The sequence below is a fragment of the Metabacillus litoralis genome (assembly GCF_007994985.1).
Classification (GTDB): Bacteria; Bacillota; Bacilli; order Bacillales; family Bacillaceae; genus Metabacillus; species Metabacillus litoralis.
Genome location: NZ_VOQF01000010.1, coordinates 22089 through 38469, shown reverse-complemented (window position 1 = coordinate 38469; position 16381 = coordinate 22089). Strand labels below are relative to the sequence as shown.

Annotated in this window: 13 protein-coding genes; 5 read left to right on the top strand and 8 right to left on the bottom strand. The window is 33.5% G+C overall.

What is annotated here, in order from left to right; all coding sequences use genetic code 11:
• Nucleotides 1-236 precede the first annotated feature (236 nt).
• The 8 genes from FS935_RS17320 to dnaA all read right to left on the bottom strand — a co-directional run bounded on the left by FS935_RS17320 (nt 237) and on the right by dnaA (nt 11225).
• Nucleotides 237-1316 (bottom strand): HD-GYP domain-containing protein, encoded by a 1080-nt coding sequence (locus tag FS935_RS17320; RefSeq protein WP_146949901.1) that lies wholly within the window; start codon nt 1314-1316, stop codon nt 237-239.
• Nucleotides 1317-1487: 171 nt separating this feature from the next.
• Nucleotides 1488-4040, bottom strand: coding sequence for a DNA gyrase subunit A (gyrA, locus tag FS935_RS17315; RefSeq protein WP_146949900.1), 2553 nt, complete (start codon nt 4038-4040; stop codon nt 1488-1490).
• A gap of 478 nt (nt 4041-4518) precedes the next feature.
• On the bottom strand, nt 4519-6441 hold the full coding sequence (gene gyrB, locus FS935_RS17310) for a DNA topoisomerase (ATP-hydrolyzing) subunit B (protein ID WP_146949899.1): 1923 nt from the start codon (nt 6439-6441) through the stop codon (nt 4519-4521).
• A 110-nt stretch (nt 6442-6551) separates the two neighbouring features.
• A complete protein-coding gene (gene remB, locus FS935_RS17305; protein WP_146949898.1) occupies nt 6552-6800 on the bottom strand; it encodes an extracellular matrix regulator RemB in 249 nt (82 codons plus the stop codon).
• An 11-nt stretch (nt 6801-6811) separates the two neighbouring features.
• Complete coding sequence (gene recF, locus FS935_RS17300) at nt 6812-7930, bottom strand: DNA replication/repair protein RecF (protein WP_146949897.1); 1119 nt, start codon at nt 7928-7930, stop codon at nt 6812-6814.
• A 16-nt stretch (nt 7931-7946) separates the two neighbouring features.
• On the bottom strand, nt 7947-8162 hold the full coding sequence (gene rlbA, locus FS935_RS17295) for a ribosome maturation protein RlbA (protein ID WP_146949896.1): 216 nt from the start codon (nt 8160-8162) through the stop codon (nt 7947-7949).
• Between the two features lie 336 nt (nt 8163-8498).
• Nucleotides 8499-9635 carry a DNA polymerase III subunit beta gene (gene dnaN / locus FS935_RS17290; RefSeq protein ID WP_146949895.1) on the bottom strand — a complete coding sequence of 379 codons (1137 nt, stop codon included), beginning with the start codon at nt 9633-9635 and terminating at the stop codon, nt 8499-8501.
• 237 nt (nt 9636-9872) lie between these two features.
• Nucleotides 9873-11225, bottom strand: a complete 1353-nt coding sequence (dnaA, locus tag FS935_RS17285; protein WP_146949894.1) for a chromosomal replication initiator protein DnaA — start codon at nt 11223-11225, stop codon at nt 9873-9875.
• Between the two features lie 1139 nt (nt 11226-12364).
• On the opposite strand from dnaA, the gene rpmH reads away from it, so the two are divergent.
• The 5 genes from rpmH (at nt 12365) to mnmE (ending at nt 16381) form a co-directional block, all read left to right on the top strand.
• A complete protein-coding gene (gene rpmH / locus FS935_RS17280) occupies nt 12365-12499 on the top strand; it encodes a 50S ribosomal protein L34 (protein ID WP_026561635.1) in 135 nt (44 codons plus the stop codon).
• Nucleotides 12500-12763: 264 nt separating this feature from the next.
• A complete protein-coding gene (rnpA, locus tag FS935_RS17275; protein WP_146949893.1) occupies nt 12764-13108 on the top strand; it encodes a ribonuclease P protein component in 345 nt (114 codons plus the stop codon).
• A 160-nt stretch (nt 13109-13268) separates the two neighbouring features.
• Nucleotides 13269-14048, top strand: coding sequence for a YidC family membrane integrase SpoIIIJ (spoIIIJ, locus tag FS935_RS17270; protein WP_146949892.1), 780 nt, complete (start codon nt 13269-13271; stop codon nt 14046-14048).
• Nucleotides 14045-14671 (top strand): RNA-binding cell elongation regulator Jag/EloR, encoded by a 627-nt coding sequence (gene jag / locus FS935_RS17265; protein ID WP_146949891.1) that lies wholly within the window; start codon nt 14045-14047, stop codon nt 14669-14671. Before spoIIIJ ends, jag begins: the two co-directional genes overlap by 4 nt.
• Before the next feature lie 324 nt (nt 14672-14995).
• Nucleotides 14996-16381, top strand: coding sequence for a tRNA uridine-5-carboxymethylaminomethyl(34) synthesis GTPase MnmE (gene mnmE, locus FS935_RS17260; RefSeq protein WP_146949890.1), 1386 nt, complete (start codon nt 14996-14998; stop codon nt 16379-16381).

Below are 16381 nucleotides of genomic sequence, written 5' to 3'. Positions count from 1 at the left end.
ACATTTTTGTTAATCGAAATTAACGTTGGCACGCTTGGTTTTGTTTAGTTTTCAAAGAACTTTCATCACCCAAAGGCGACTCAATTAATATATCATAAACCATTTTAACAGGTCAAGGTTTTTTTAGATAAACTCTTCATTAAAGATAATAAAAATAAAAAACTCATTCCCTGATTGGCTGACTTTTAAGAGTATATCAACTTAACTATAGGGAGTCAACACAATCAGAGTATTTTTTATAAAAGTTCTTCGATAAAAAGATCATTTCTATCCTTAAGAATAATAATCTCTTCAGAGTGATCATATTTAACCAATGGTCTTGTTGGATATTTCTCATCAACAAAGACAATTTCAGCTTCAAAACCATCAGACAGTCTTACCTTTGTCCCTGCAGAAAATTTGATTAGTGCTTGTTTCAAAGCATTTAAAACTTTGATATCAAATTTCCCGAATTCATCTTGCATCATCTGTTCGAATACCTTAAATGGGGATTGTTTACTTCTATAAGGTCTCACAGCTACCATTGCTTGATATGTGTCTGCTAAAGCAACAATCTTACTATATGGATTTAATTGTTCACCTTTTACTCCAAGAGGATAGCCACTACCATCAATTCTTTCATGATGCTGAAGAACCCCGAGTTTTACTCCCTCTTTGATAGACATAACATTTTTTAATAAATTATAACTATGCACAGGGTGTTGTTTGATATCATGATATTCAGTCTCAGTTAATGTTACGCTTTTCTGGATAATTGAAGGTGAAACTTTAGCCATACCACAATCACATAATAGGCCAGTTAAAGCAATTTGGTTAATGTCACCTTGCATATATCCTAACCTTTTTGCTAGAAAGGCACTAAGTAGAGCTACCGATATTGAGTGATGGTAAATATATTCTTCTTGTTTACAATAATGATAGAGCTTTAATATCTCATCTTCATGATCTTGAGATTTTTTAACTAAAGGTATGATGATTTGCCTTACTTTTCCTATATCTATTAAAACTCCTGATTGCCAACTGTTAAAAATATGTTTATAAGATTGAACTGCATCTAGATATACTTGATAAAAGTTTGGTAATAAATCTCCTTGCTCTACAGCTTCAACCTCATCATTAGCATCCGAGTTTACAATTCTACTTTCTTGATCTGTATATTCCTCTACATCAACTTCTTTTATTAAAAAGGCTTGAAATGCTTCTTTGATACTCTGTGTAACTACTGTTTTTTTATAGGCAAGTGGTTTTTTAGTAGCTGAAATGAGATCTTTAGATAAAATATGACCTTCTTGCAATTGGTTAATATGGATCTTCAAAGGAACCCCTCCTAATCACATTATAGCTAATTCGTTTCATGTTGTTTATTTATTTTTTGAACTATTTCCTTTTTTATAAGTTTCAACCTTTATTTCCTTGTTTAAAGCTAAGGTAGAATACAATTTTTCAGAAAAAAAGAGCTGATACTAATTGTATCAGCCCTTCTTATGTTATTCGTCTCCTTGTGAGTCATCATTAATTTCTTTTGTTTCCTCGACTGGAGCTTCGCTACTATTTTCAGTTTGTTCTACGAACTCTTGATCTAAGTCTTCAGTTTCATCTGTTTTTTCTATCTCTTCTTTTTCTACTAATGCGACCGTTGAAACAACAACATTTTCATCAAGTCTAATTAGTTTTACACCTTGAGTGTTACGTCCCATAGTTGAAATTGTATCAACATCCATACGGATCAGAACGCCACTTTCTGTAATAAGCATTAAATCTTCTTCACCAGTAGCTGCTTTAACAGAAACGACTGAACCATTTTTATCAGTAATATTACATGTTTTTAAGCCTTTTCCACCTCGGCTTTGTACGCGATATTCTCCTGAAGGGGTACGTTTTCCATAACCTTTACTTGTAACGATTAAAACATCTACACCTTCTTCTAAAATTTCCATACCTACAACTTCATCGTCTGCATCTAAGGAAATCCCTTTAACACCAGTAGCAGTTCGTCCCATTGAACGAACGTCTGTTTCATGGAATCTAATCAACATTCCTTGTTTCGTTCCGATAACCATATCTTTAGATCCATCAGTTAATTTAACTGATATCAATTCATCTTCTTCACGAAGATTTACTGCAATTAAACCGTTATTTCTAATATTAGCAAATTGTGATAAAGGTGAACGTTTAGATATACCTTCTTTTGTAGTAAAGAATAAATACCAATCATCCACAAATTCAGAAACAGGGATAATTGCATTTACCCATTCGCCTTTTTCAACACTCAGTAGGTTAATAATCGGAAGTCCTTTAGCAGTTCTACTATACTCAGGAATTTCATAACCTTTTGCACGATATACTTTCCCTTTGTTAGTAAAGAAAAGAATTGTATCATGAGTAGATGTTGTTAAAAGTTGTTCAACGAAATCATCGTCATTTGTGCCCATTCCTTGAATTCCTCTACCACCACGCTTTTGACTGCGGTACGTTGATACTGGTAGGCGCTTAATATATCCATTATGAGTTAATGTAATAACGATATTTTCGACAGGAATCAAATCTTCGTCTTCGATATTTTCAAGACCGCCGGCAACTATTTCAGTACGACGCTCATCATTGAAACGTTCTTTAATTTCGAGAAGTTCTTCACGGATAATTTCTAATACTTTCTCTTCATCCGCTAAAATAGCTTTTAATTCAGCAATTAACTTAACTAAAGATTGATATTCTTCTTCAATCTTTTCTCTTTCTAAACCAGTTAATCTTTGTAATCTCATATCTAGAATAGCTTGTGCCTGCTTTTCACTTAATGAGAACTGCTCCATTAATCCGTTACGAGCTATTTCAGTAGTTTGTGAGCTACGAATAAGAGCAATAACTGCATCTAAATGATCAAGAGCAATTCTTAATCCTTCTAAGATATGAGCTCTTGCCTCAGCTTTTCTTAATTCAAATGCTGTTCTTCGTTTAATAACAACCTTCTGGTGCTCTAAATAATAATAAAGCATCTGCTTTAAATTAAGAACCTTTGGATGTCCATCAACTAAAGAAAGCATATTAATACCAAAGCTAGTTTGTAGAGCTGTTTGCTTATAAAGATTGTTTAAAAGTACATTAGCATTTGCATCTTTACGAACTTCTATAACTACTCGCATCCCGTTACGATCTGACTCATCTCGCAGGTCTGTAATACCTTCGATTTTTTTATCTCGAACAAGCTCAGCGATTTTCTCAACAAGCTTTGCTTTATTAACTTGATATGGTAATTCTTTAACAATAATAACCTGCTTACCAGAAGGCTTTTCTTCAATTTCTACCTTCGCACGAATCGTAATTGATCCACGACCTGTTTCATAAGCTTTCCTAATCCCACTTCTACCTATAATTTGTCCTGCTGTTGGGAAATCAGGTCCTGGAATGATTTCCATTAATTCAGGAATTGTTATTTCAGGATCTTTACTAATAGCTAGTACACCATCAATAACTTCTCCAAGCTGATGAGGAGGGATGTTTGTCGCCATACCAACTGCAATTCCTGTCGCTCCATTTACTAGTAGATTAGGAAATCTAGCTGGTAATACAACCGGTTCTCTTTCTGATCCATCATAGTTATCTTGGTAATTAATCGTATCTTTGTTAATATCACGAATTAACTCCATTGAGATTTTTGACATTCTAGCTTCTGTATAACGCATTGCTGCAGCTGAGTCACCATCAACAGAACCAAAGTTTCCATGACCATCAACTAGCATGTAACGGAAGTTAAAGTCTTGAGCCATACGAACCATTGTTTCATATACTGCTGAATCTCCATGTGGATGATACTTACCGATAACTTCTCCAACGATACGTGCTGACTTTTTAAAAGGTTTATCTGAAGTCATTCCTAAATCATTCATTGCATAAAGAATTCTTCGATGTACTGGTTTTAAACCATCGCGAACATCTGGTAAAGCACGTGAAACAATAACACTCATTGCATAACCTAAAAAAGATTCACGCATTTCATTACTAATATTTCTACCTATAACATGTGAGTTTTGATTTTCTGCCATACTATAACAACCTCCCTTATTCCTTTATGTATTTTAAATTGGAAGAGGTAAATGATTTTATATAAAGGCTGATTTCATAAACTTTGTTGCTTTAACAACTCTAAGAAAACAGCACAATATATAGCTTGGTGGCATCTTTTCTTCAAGATTAGTACCTATTAAGAGATAAATATAACATTTACCTCTTATAACTTTTGTCTAATAACTAACCTTCAGAAAAGAGCCTATATAAAAGTAATTAATTCCTGCCCAATTGAGTATTATAAATTCTAATAGTCTACTCTTCATTATAGCAATATTTACAACGAATTACACATCTATTTCCTAGAATATTACTAGAGAGCGCGAGAAACACTATTTTTAGCACGATAATCAAGTGAATGATTATTAATCTTATGAGAAAAAACACCTCACCGTGTAATGAGGTGTTGCTTATGATAAATTTTGTTCATTTCAAATGCTTACGCAAAAATTATGATTAAATATCCAAATTCTTTACATATTGTGCATTTGCTTCGATAAAGTTACGTCTAGGCTCAACTTTGTCACCCATTAAGGTATCAAAAGTTTCATCAGCTTCAATTGCATCTTCTAATGTTACTTGTAATAGCGTTCTTGTTTCAGGATTCATAGTTGTTTCCCAAAGTTGTACAGGATTCATCTCTCCTAAACCTTTATAACGTTGAATTCCCGGCTTTGGCTGTGAAGGCAATTCAGCAAGGAATGTTTCAAGTTGACGATCGTTGTATGCATATTCAATACGTTTTCCTTGTTGTATCTTGTAAAGAGGTGGTTGTGCAATATAGATATATCCTTTTTCAATAATTTCTCTCATATAACGATAGAAGAAGGTTAGAAGTAATGTTCTGATATGTGCACCATCAACATCGGCATCAGTCATAATGACAACTTTATGATAACGAGCCTTTGCAATATCAAAATCTTCACCAATACCTGTACCTAATGCAGTGATGATCGCTCTTATTTCGTTATTAGATAGAATTTTATCAAGTCTCGCCTTTTCAACATTAATGATTTTACCTCTCAGTGGCAATATTGCTTGGAAATGACGATCTCTTCCTTGTTTAGCAGAACCACCTGCAGAGTCACCCTCAACTACATAAATTTCACTTATGGAAGGATCCTTAGATGAACAGTCCGCTAATTTACCTGGAAGGTTTGAAATTTCTAGAGCACTCTTTCTTCTAGTAAGCTCACGAGCTTTTTTAGCTGCAAGTCTAGCTCTTGCTGCCATTAATCCTTTTTCAACAATCTTTTTAGCTGTTGAAGGATTTTCTAAAAGAAATTTGTCAAAAGCCTCAGAAAAGACCGAGTCAGTAACAGTTCGAACCTCTGAGTTTCCTAGCTTTGTTTTTGTTTGACCTTCGAATTGAGGATCTGGATGTTTGATAGAGATGATTGCTGTGATTCCTTCACGTACATCTTCACCTGATAGATTATCATCGTTTTCTTTAAAGATTTTATTTTTACGAGCATAATCATTAATAACTCGAGTCAAAGCAGATTTAAAACCAGCTTCATGAGTTCCACCTTCATAGGTGTGAATATTATTAGCGAAAGAATAGATATTACTTGTATAGCTATCATTGTATTGAATCGCTACTTCTGTTGTTATTCCATCCTTTTCACCCTCGATATAAACAGGCTCATCATGGATAACTTCACGTGTTCGATTTAAATGCTCTACATATGATTTAATACCGCCTTCGTAATAAAATTCCTTTTGACGGTTTTCTTCTCGTTTATCTTCAATTGTTATTTTCAAACCACGATTAAGGAATGCTAATTCTCTAATACGATTTGCAAGTGTTTCAAAATCATATTCAATTGTTTCTTTAAAGATTTCTTCATCTGGTTTAAAGTGGGTGATTGTACCAGTCGTATCTGATTCACCGATTACCTCTAAATCAGCTGCAGGCACACCTTTATGGAACTTTTGGAAGTGAACTTTTCCTTCACGATGAACTGTAACATCTAATACAGTTGAAAGTGCATTAACAACAGATGCTCCAACACCATGAAGACCACCTGAAACTTTATATCCACCGCCACCAAATTTTCCTCCAGCATGAAGAACAGTCATAATTACTTCAACTGCAGGACGTCCCATTTTTTCATGAATCCCTACTGGTATTCCACGACCATTATCTTTAACGGTAATGCTATTATCTTCTTCAATAATCACATTTATTTCATCACAGTGGCCTGCTAGAGCCTCATCAATACTATTATCAACAATTTCCCAAACTAAGTGATGAAGACCTTTTGCACTAGTTGATCCTATATACATTCCAGGTCGTTTACGTACAGCTTCAAGACCTTCAAGAACTTGAATCTGGTTTTCATCATATGATTGTTGCTGGACTTGGTTCTCTTCCATCGTCACACTGATTCACCTACACTTTTCCTAAAGCTTTCTTTTTTAAATCATCTAATCTTAAGTATCTTTTATTCACTTACCTTACGATAATTTAATTTTTAAAATTTATATTATAAATCTATATCAAGTGCAATCTCTGCTCGTTTTTTTAAAGTACCTGACGATAATGGTGAAAAATAAATTTTATCAAACGTTACAATAATTGATTTTGCATCCCCACTTGAGAGTTCAACAATTTTATCCTGTTGCTTAGTGAAGAATTCATCAACAATCGGTGATTCAAGTGATGATTGCCGATCTAATATCATAACAACTTCTTTTGAAGGAACAACGAAATTGTCACCTAAATGAATATACAATTAAAATCACCTCATTTATCGTCTGAAAGCTCTCCTGCCTGTACATGAAATGTAGCTGCTTCTCTTAAGGTTTGGTGATCAATACCTTCAACACTTGTTGTTGTTACAAATGTTTGCACCTTGCCTTGGATTGTATTTAACAAATGTGATTGTCTGTAATCATCTAATTCTGATAAAACATCATCTAGTAAAAGAATCGGATATTCACCAATCTCATTATAAATCAAATCAATTTCAGCTAATTTAAGTGATAGGGCGGTTGTTCTTTGTTGACCTTGTGATCCATAGGTTTGAACATCATGATTATTAACAAAAAATAGTAAATCATCACGATGAGGACCAACGAGTGTTGCACCACGTTCAATTTCTTTTTCTTTTACACTAGAAAACTTCTCCTCAAATACTTCTATCATTTTCGACAAATCATAGTCTTCTGATACATCTAAGGATGGTTTATATTTTATTGTCAAAACCTCTAAGCCTCTACTTATTCCAGAGTGTACTGGTTGTGCCCATTTTTCAAGTTCTGAAATAAAACGTAATCTCTTTATAATAATCTTTGCAGCCGCTTCGCTTAACTGTGCCGTCAATACATCAAGCATCGTTCGATCTGTTTGCTTTCGTAGCTGTAGAAGTTTTAAATAGTGATTTCTTTGCTGCATAATCTTTTGATAGCGACTTAAATCATGAAGATAAACAGCTGACACTTGACCAATCTCCATGTCAATAAATCTTCTTCTAACCTGAGGACTCCCTTTTACAAGGCTTAGATCTTCAGGTGCGAACATAATCACATTCATTGCTCCAACATATTGGCTCAACTTTTCTTGTTCAATATGATTTAACTTAGCCTTTTTACCTTTTTTCGAGATAACTAATTGCATTTCTGCAGATCGGTTATGTTTTTCTACACTACCCTCTATTTTAGCATATTCTTTATCCCAGTATATAAGTTCTTTATCATTTGACGTTCGATGTGACTTCGCCATGGCTAGAACATAGATTGATTCCATTACGTTCGTTTTCCCCTGAGCATTTTCTCCAAGGATCACATTCACTTTATTTGCAAACTGAATGGTTAAATCTTCATAATTTCGGTAATTTTTCAATTTCAGCTCTTTAATAAACAAATTTTGTACACCAACTTTAATTTTTCACTATATAAGTGCCGAAATCAGGAATATAAACCATATCGCCATTCCGTAGCTTCTTACCACGACGATTTTCAGGCTCATTATTCACAAAGATTTCATACTCTGATAAAAACCATTTTGCCATTCCACCTGATTGGATAACATCTGCTAATTTCAGAAATTGCCCAAGTGTTATGTACTCTGAATCAATCATTACTGGCTTTGCCATAGCGAACCACCTTCCTTCAGTAGTCTCTAACTTTATATTTTACTAAAAAACATCGATAAAGTACAACAGCACAAGTTTCTTATTAGTGTCCACTCCATAAATACACAAAAGTAACTTTCAACTCTACGTTAGTCCTTTGTGCCCATACATCCTTTTTCAGGAAAATCAGATTTTAAGTTTTTATATTTACTTTCAACGGTGAGGGGAGAGGAGATCTATTATATTTTTTACCTCAGTGCTAGAAAGGATGTACTATTTTCTGGGGAATTTTTAAATTTAGATTTTATGAAATAGAAAAGAGGCTGACCTATACGCCAACCTCTTATATGAATTTTTTTAATAAGTTCGAACTGGAAGAATGAGCTGTAGCATAGAATCATCATTTGTTGTTTTAATTACAAATGGTCTCATTGCACCAGTGAAGTTAACATTTATTTCTGTTCCTTCGAGAGCTTTTAATGCATCCATTACATATTTTGCACTAAAGGAAATTTTTAATTCTTCTCCTTGAACTTCTTCAGCTTGAATCTCTTCACTAACTTTTCCGATTTCAGGTGAATTAGAAGAAATCTCAATTAATCCATCTGTAAAGGTTGAAAGTTTTACAACATTATTTCGTGCTTCTTTCGCTAATAATGAAGCACGATCGATAGCTTGTAAGAAGTCTTTAGAATTTAAAGTTAAATTTGTTTTGCTATCAGCTGGAATAAGTCTAGATGTGTCTGGATAATTGCCGTCTAATAATCTAGAGAAAAATAATAGGTTTTTCGCTTTGAATAATACTTGATTTTCAGTAATGACGATCTCAATTAATTCGTTTGTATCATCAAGGATCTTACTTAATTCACTTAAACTTTTACCTGGAATAACGACATTGTAGGTTTCGAGATTTTCTGAATCAATCATTGCTTTTCTTAAAGCTAAGCGATGGCTATCAGTAGCAATACAAATTAGTTCACCATTTTCTAATTTCCAGTTTACACCTGTTAATATTGGTCGCGTTTCTGAGGTAGACACAGCAAAAACAGTTTGGCGAACCATAGCTTTTAATAGATCTGTTGGTATTTTAAATATATTTTCTTCCTCAATTTGTGGGAGGTGAGGATATTCTTCTGCATCCAAGCCGTTTAAACTAAATTCGGCTTTACCTGAACGAATTGTTGTTGAATGATGATTTCCTACTTCAATTTCTACGATATCTTTTGGTAGCTTTTTAACGATTTCACTGAAAAACTTTGCTTGTAATACAACACTACCAGCTTGAATCACTTCTACGTTTTCTTTGTCATCTTCTTCACTAGGGATAAAGGACTCTATAGAAATATCAGAGTCACTACCTGTTAAGGTTACTCCTTCAGAATGTGCAACAATTTTTATACCTGTCAATATTGGAATAGTTGTTCTAGATGAAACAGCCTTCATTACATCTTGAACACTTTGGACTAATTTATCTTTTTGAATAACGAATTTCATAAATGATTTTCCTCCTTATGCTTAACCAATATTTTTAACTCTATGATCAAATGATTTCCATGAAATTTTCTGGTTATAGTTATATTATTTATTATAAAAAATATAGTAGAAGTAGTAATAGGGCCTGTGGAAATGTGGATAACCGTCCTAAACGAAAGGAAACACAGCCTATCCACATGTGGACAGACTGTGTATATGTTTGCACCAGTTATTCACATAATTCAGTTTTAGTAAATTCTATGATCCTCTCAAAAGTCCGGTAATATCTTTAAGCTGTTTTTGTAATAATTCATCATTTTGGAGCATTTTAGAAATTTTCTCATGAGCATGAATAACCGTCGTATGATCACGACCTCCGAATTCTTCACCTATTTTAGGTAAAGAAGAATCAGTTAATTCCCTCGATAAATACATGGCAATCTGCCTCGGAAATGCAACCGATTTAGTTCGTTTTTTAGCTTTGAAATCCTCTAATCTCACTTGAAACTCTTGTCCAACAATACGTTGAATTTCACTTATTAAAATAACCTTTGGTTTTGAATTTGGAATAATATCCTTTAATGCCTCTGCTGCTAAATCAGCATTTATATCTTTATTAATAAGTGAAGAATAGGCAACAACACGAATTAACGCACCCTCTAATTCACGTATATTAGAATCAATTTGATTTGCAATATAAAGCATGACTTCATTAGGAATATCAAGACCTTCAGCTTTTGCTTTTTTACGTAAAATAGCAATTCTCGTTTCAAGGTCAGGTGGAGTAATATCTGTTATTAACCCCCATTCGAACCTGGAACGAAGTCTATCTTCTAAAGTAGGGATTTCTTTAGGTGGTCGATCACTGGAGATAACGATTTGCTTACTCTCTTCATGCAGAGTATTGAAAGTATGGAAAAATTCTTCCTGAGTTTGTTCTTTTCCTGCCAGGAATTGAATATCATCTATCAAAAGTACATCAACACTTCTATATTTATTTCGAAAGTCTACAGCTTTGTTATCTCGTATTGAATTAATAAACTCATTTGTAAACTTTTCTGATGATAAATAAACGACCTTTGCAGAAGGGTTATGATCTATTACATAATGCCCAATTGCGTGCATTAAATGTGTTTTGCCTAATCCAACTCCACCATAAATAAATAGAGGATTGTATGCTTTTGCAGGTGCTTCGGCTACAGCAAGAGAAGCAGCATGAGCAAAACGATTACCAGAACCTATAACAAATGTATCAAATGTATACTTAGGATTTAGCATGTTTTGAGGTAATTCGGTTTGTTCCTCATCATTTTTATTCGTTTTTTTGATTGGAGAATTTGGAACAAAATCATCATCAGCTTGATTTTGCGGAATAATAAATTTTATCGCGAACTCTTCACCAGTTAGCTGGTAGATCGTATCGGCAATTAAGTGTAAATATCGAGATTCTAACCAATCTCTTGCAAATTCATTAGGAGCAGTAATTGTTAATGTATCACCTTGAATAGTGTGAGCTTTTGTAGATTTAAGCCAAGTTTCATAGCTTGGTTTACTAATTTTCTTTTCAATCTCTGCTAAAGCTTTATTCCAAAGTTCGGATATGTTCTCCATTAGGTGTTTTGTCCCTCCTTTACAACAGTGTCTCATAGAATGTATAACCTTTGTACAAGACGCGAATACTCCTGTATAAACATACAAAATCCAAGAAATGTGTATAAATATATAATATAGTAGAAAAACGTCTTTTCGACAAATCTCACGTGTTGTGGACAACAATTTACACAAGCTGTTTATAAACTTTCCACACCTTATCCACAAGTTGTGGATAAAGAAAAATTATGAGTAGAATATTAAGAGTGAAAACACAAATATAATATCAAAATAAATCAATAGATGCAACGGTTTTTACAAACTTATCCACATAACTATTGTTTTGTTGAAAGAAATTGTCCACAATGAGCTAACTTGTGAAAAACTTGTCGATAACATATGTGGATACTGCAGAATGGTGTCGAAAGTTTATCCACAGGGGGTGGAGTTGTACATAAAAGTACTTTTTAAGGCAGAAAAATATGAAGAAATAGATCCTAAAATTATGAAGAAATAGATCCTAAAATCAGGTAATAAAAAAATGATTCTTGTGGGAAGTAAAAAAATTATAAATGTATTAGCAGGGATATAAGGGTGAAAAAAGTGGTAAATCTTTAAATTTAGGGAATAAGAATATGACAAAAATCAACTTGTGATTAATAAGGAGGGTATGACGAAATTTTGTGAAGCGGAAGAAGATCAAATTTATTAAAACCAGGCAAGAGCTTAATGTTTTTTAAAGCATTGTGTTTGAGAAGAATAAATAAATTTTAAGTAAGAAAGTATGAGAAAGAGGGACAGGCTCATATTTCTCACTGGGAAAGCAACCTGCTGTGACGGAAATTAACAGCAATATGTAAAAATGCTGTTTTTTTAAGGCTCTTTCCTGAACGATTGTTGCTATGTAACAATTGGAGTGAAAAAAGTGTTTTTCCACCATAAGGGTACCATTTTATGAAGACAAGATGCCCCTATACCTAATACAGTGCTGATTGCTTCGGATATTTAAAAGCAACAAAGTTTGCAAAAACAGCTTTTTTAAAAGACAAATTAAATAGCCTTTATTAATAAAAACGTTTCAGTGGTTGACAATTCCTATGTTAGGTAACTATAATTAGTAGGACTGTCTTTAACTGTTATTCCTCAGGGAGGTGTCATATATGAAACGTACTTATCAACCAAATAAACGCAAACGTAGTAAAGTTCATGGTTTCCGTAGCCGCATGAGCACAGCTAATGGACGTAAAGTTCTTGCTCGCCGTCGTCGCCGAGGAAGAAAAGTATTATCAGCATAGGCCACTGACAAATCAGTGGTCTTTTTTTTCAACTAAGTAGATTTCATTAAATTGCTTCTTAAATCAAAGCTATATTAAAGCTGAATGGTGATTTTAGTTTTTAACAGAGTCTTAATGAAAAGAAGAGAAATTCATTGAAATCTATTTAATACATAAATGTTTTATGTCGGGGTAGATCTTGACTAGTTTAAATCAGAATTATTTCAGACATAATGAAGGTGAGAATTCTGTTAGAAATAAACAGAACATACCGGAGTGAAACGAATGAGAAGGAAATATCGAATTAAGAAGAATAAAGATTTTCAAAAGGTTTTTAAAAAGGGTAAATCAATTGCGAATAGACAATTTGTTCTTTATATCTATAGTGAAAGAGAAGAAAAAGAATTTAGAGTGGGTTTGTCTGTAAGTAAAAAGATAGGAAATGCTGTGACAAGAAATAAAGTTAAGCGGTTAATTCGACAAGTATTTCTAGAAGAAAAAGATAAGCTTGTACATGGTAAAGAATTCATTATAATAGCAAGAAAACCTGCTGCCCAAATGAATTATCATGAAGTGAAGAGCAGTTTAAACCATTTGTTTCGAAAAGCGAAAATTTTTCAGTCATCATAACTGTTGAAAATTGTTGAAATTACTCTAGCGAAAACTTGTTCATATAAAAGAATTATAAAGATAAAAATGGTAAGATATTAATTATGTGGAACTTTTTCTATCTTTTAACGTACGTATACACATTCAATGGTATTAATAATTTGTTAGGAGGCAAAAAGGTTTGAAGAGGCGCATACTTTTAATCGCAGGGTTAATAAGTGTATTAACCCTATTAACTGGGTGTACAGAGGTAAATGTACCGATTACATCTGAAAGTGAAGGATTTTGGAATAAATATATTGTTTATCCTTTATCCCAATTGATCACATACTTTGCAGAAATAACAGGAGATAATTATGGTATTGCTATTGTTATAGTAACCCTTATTATTCGTCTGGCCATTTTACCGTTAATGATTAAACAAACGAAAAGCTCTAAGGCAATGCAAGCTATTCAACCAGAAATGCAAAAGCTTAAAGAACAATATAGTTCTAAAGATCAACAAACTCAACAAAAGCTTCAACAAGAAACAATGGCACTTTTTCAGAAGCATGGAGTAAACCCACTTGCTGGATGTTTCCCATTAATCGTTCAGATGCCAATATTAATTGGTTTTTATCATGCAATTATGAGAACAGAAGAAATAGCTGAACACACATTCTTATGGTTTGATTTAGGTGAACGAGATCCATACTTTATTCTTCCACTTGTTGCAGGTGTTACAACATTTGTTCAACAAAAGATGATGATGGCTGGAACAGCTAACCAAAATCCTCAAATGGCAATGATGTTATGGATTATGCCTATCATGATCGTAGTTTTTGCGATTAGCTTCCCTGCAGCTTTATCATTGTATTGGGTAGTAGGTAACTTATTCATGATTGTCCAAACCTATTTTGTTAAAGGTCCTGAGTTAAAAGCTGCAGCATCTTCTCCAAAAGATGGAGGAAAGAAGAAGTGAAAGAAGTAACTGCTAATGGACATACTGTCGAAGAAGCAGTAGAAGCAGCATTAAAAACATTACAAGCTACAAAAGATGAAATTGAAATTACGATTTTAGAAGAAGGTAAAAAAGGAATTCTTGGGATTTTTGGCAAAAAACCTGCAATTGTAAAGGTAGTTCTTAAACAAGATCCAGTTAAAGAATCCCATGCTTTCTTATCTGAAGTTATTCGAAAAATGGGAATTGAAGCTAAAATTGATGTAAAGAAAAGTGGCAAAACGGCAACTTTTCAAATCACAGGCGATAATATGGCTGTATTAATCGGAAAAAGAGGACAAACTTTAAATTCACTACAATTTTTAACTCAATTAGTCGCAAACAGATACTCAGATCACTATTTGCAAATTATAATTGATGCAGAAAATTATCGTGAACGAAGAAAAGAAACTCTTATTTTACTTGCAGCAAGGTTAGCACAGCAGGTTAAACGTACATCAAATAAAGCTTCTCTTGAACCAATGCCTTCAAATGAACGAAAGATTATTCATGCTGCTTTAGCTAAATATCCAGAATTAAAAACATATTCAGTAGGTGAGGAACCAAATCGACATTTGGTTATTTCACCGAAGAAAAAGGGATGACTATTACTTACTAGTCATCCCTTTTTTTATACCCTAAATTCTTCGTGTATTAACCTAATTTTTATATTCTTATGCTTTTCACCAATAGATAGGTTACTTGCAATATTCTCATTTGGGGATAAGAAAAAAAGCTAATAAGGTAAAATATTGTTATTAACATGTGGATAAGTTAAAATGAATAAAGGGAATAATCTAGGTAGAAACTCATTGTGGATAAATCAAATATGATTTTACTTTCTTATAAAAATAAATTGTGCTATCTTTAAATTTTGGTCAAGTAATTTGATGAATATATAGATATAAAAAAGAGAGGTGATCGTAAAGATGGAGTTAGATACAATCACAGCGATATCAACGCCGTTAGGGGAAGGAGCAATTGCAATTGTCAGATTAAGTGGCGAAGAAGCAATTGAAATTGCAGATAAACTATTTAAGGCACCTTCCAATAAGAGGCTCAAAGAGGTTGACTCCCATACGATCCATTACGGACATATTATCGATCCAGCAACAGGTCAAATTGTTGAGGAAGTAATGGTCTCTTTAATGAGAGGTCCAAGAACTTTCACAAGAGAAAATGTTGTAGAAATAAATTGTCATGGTGGCTTGGTTACTGTAAATAAAGTGCTGCAACTAGCCGTACAAAATGGAGCTAGACTTGCTGAGCCAGGTGAGTTTACTAAACGTGCATTTTTAAATGGACGTATTGACTTATCTCAAGCTGAAGCAGTAATGGATTTAATTCGGGCAAAAACAGATCGAGCTATGAATGTAGCATTAGGTCAAATGGAAGGAAAGCTTTCGAAGCTTGTGCAAAAGCTCCGACAAGAAATATTAGAGACATTAGCACATGTAGAGGTGAATATTGATTATCCTGAGTATGATGATGTGGAAGAAATGACACATAATATGCTTATTGAAAAAGCCTCATTTGTTAAAGCTGAAATTGATAAACTGTTACAAACCTCACAACAGGGTAAAATATTAAGAGAAGGTCTATCAACAGTTATTATCGGAAGACCTAATGTTGGGAAATCTTCTTTATTAAATAGTTTGGTACATGAAAATAAAGCAATTGTTACAGATATTCCAGGAACAACTCGGGATGTTATCGAAGAGTATGTTAATGTTCGCGGTGTGCCTCTAAAATTAGTCGATACAGCTGGTATTAGAGAAACTGAAGATATAGTAGAACGTATTGGTGTCGAGAGATCGAGGAAAGTTTTAAAAGAAGCGGATCTAATTCTATTAGTACTTAATTATAATGAGCTCCTATCACAAGAGGATATCAAATTGTTCGAGGCTGTTAAAGGCATGGATATCATTGTCATAGTAAATAAAACAGACCTAGAAAAGAATATTGACCTTAAACAGGTGAATGAATTAGCTAATGGAAGACCTGTTGTTACAACCTCATTATTAGAGGAAAAAGGTATTGATGAATTAGAGGAAGCAATTAGCTCTTTATTTTTCCAAGGTAATGTCCAGAGCGGTGACTTAACATATGTCTCTAATTCAAGACATATTGCACTATTAACTGCAGCTAAAACTTCTATTGATGATGCACTAACAGGCATTGAAGCGGGAATTCCAATTGATATCGTTCAAATAGACTTAACTCGTTGTTGGGAACAATTAGGTGAAATAATTGGTGATGCAGTACACGAAAGCTTAATTGACCAGCTATTTTCACAATTTTGCCTAGGAAAATAA

Coding starts and splice junctions, on each gene's coding strand:
- gyrA (WP_146949900.1), bottom strand. CDS start 4,040: ATGGCAGAAAATCAAAACTCACATGTTATAGGTAGAAATATTAGTAAT.
- gyrB (WP_146949899.1), bottom strand. CDS start 6,441: ATGGAAGAGAACCAAGTCCAGCAACAATCATATGATGAAAACCAGATT.
- rlbA (WP_146949896.1), bottom strand. CDS start 8,162: ATGGCAAAGCCAGTAATGATTGATTCAGAGTACATAACACTTGGGCAA.
- dnaN (WP_146949895.1), bottom strand. CDS start 9,635: ATGAAATTCGTTATTCAAAAAGATAAATTAGTCCAAAGTGTTCAAGAT.
- dnaA (WP_146949894.1), bottom strand. CDS start 11,225: ATGGAGAACATATCCGAACTTTGGAATAAAGCTTTAGCAGAGATTGAA.
- rpmH (WP_026561635.1), top strand. CDS start 12,365: ATGAAACGTACTTATCAACCAAATAAACGCAAACGTAGTAAAGTTCAT.
- rnpA (WP_146949893.1), top strand. CDS start 12,764: ATGAGAAGGAAATATCGAATTAAGAAGAATAAAGATTTTCAAAAGGTT.
- mnmE (WP_146949890.1), top strand. CDS start 14,996: ATGGAGTTAGATACAATCACAGCGATATCAACGCCGTTAGGGGAAGGA.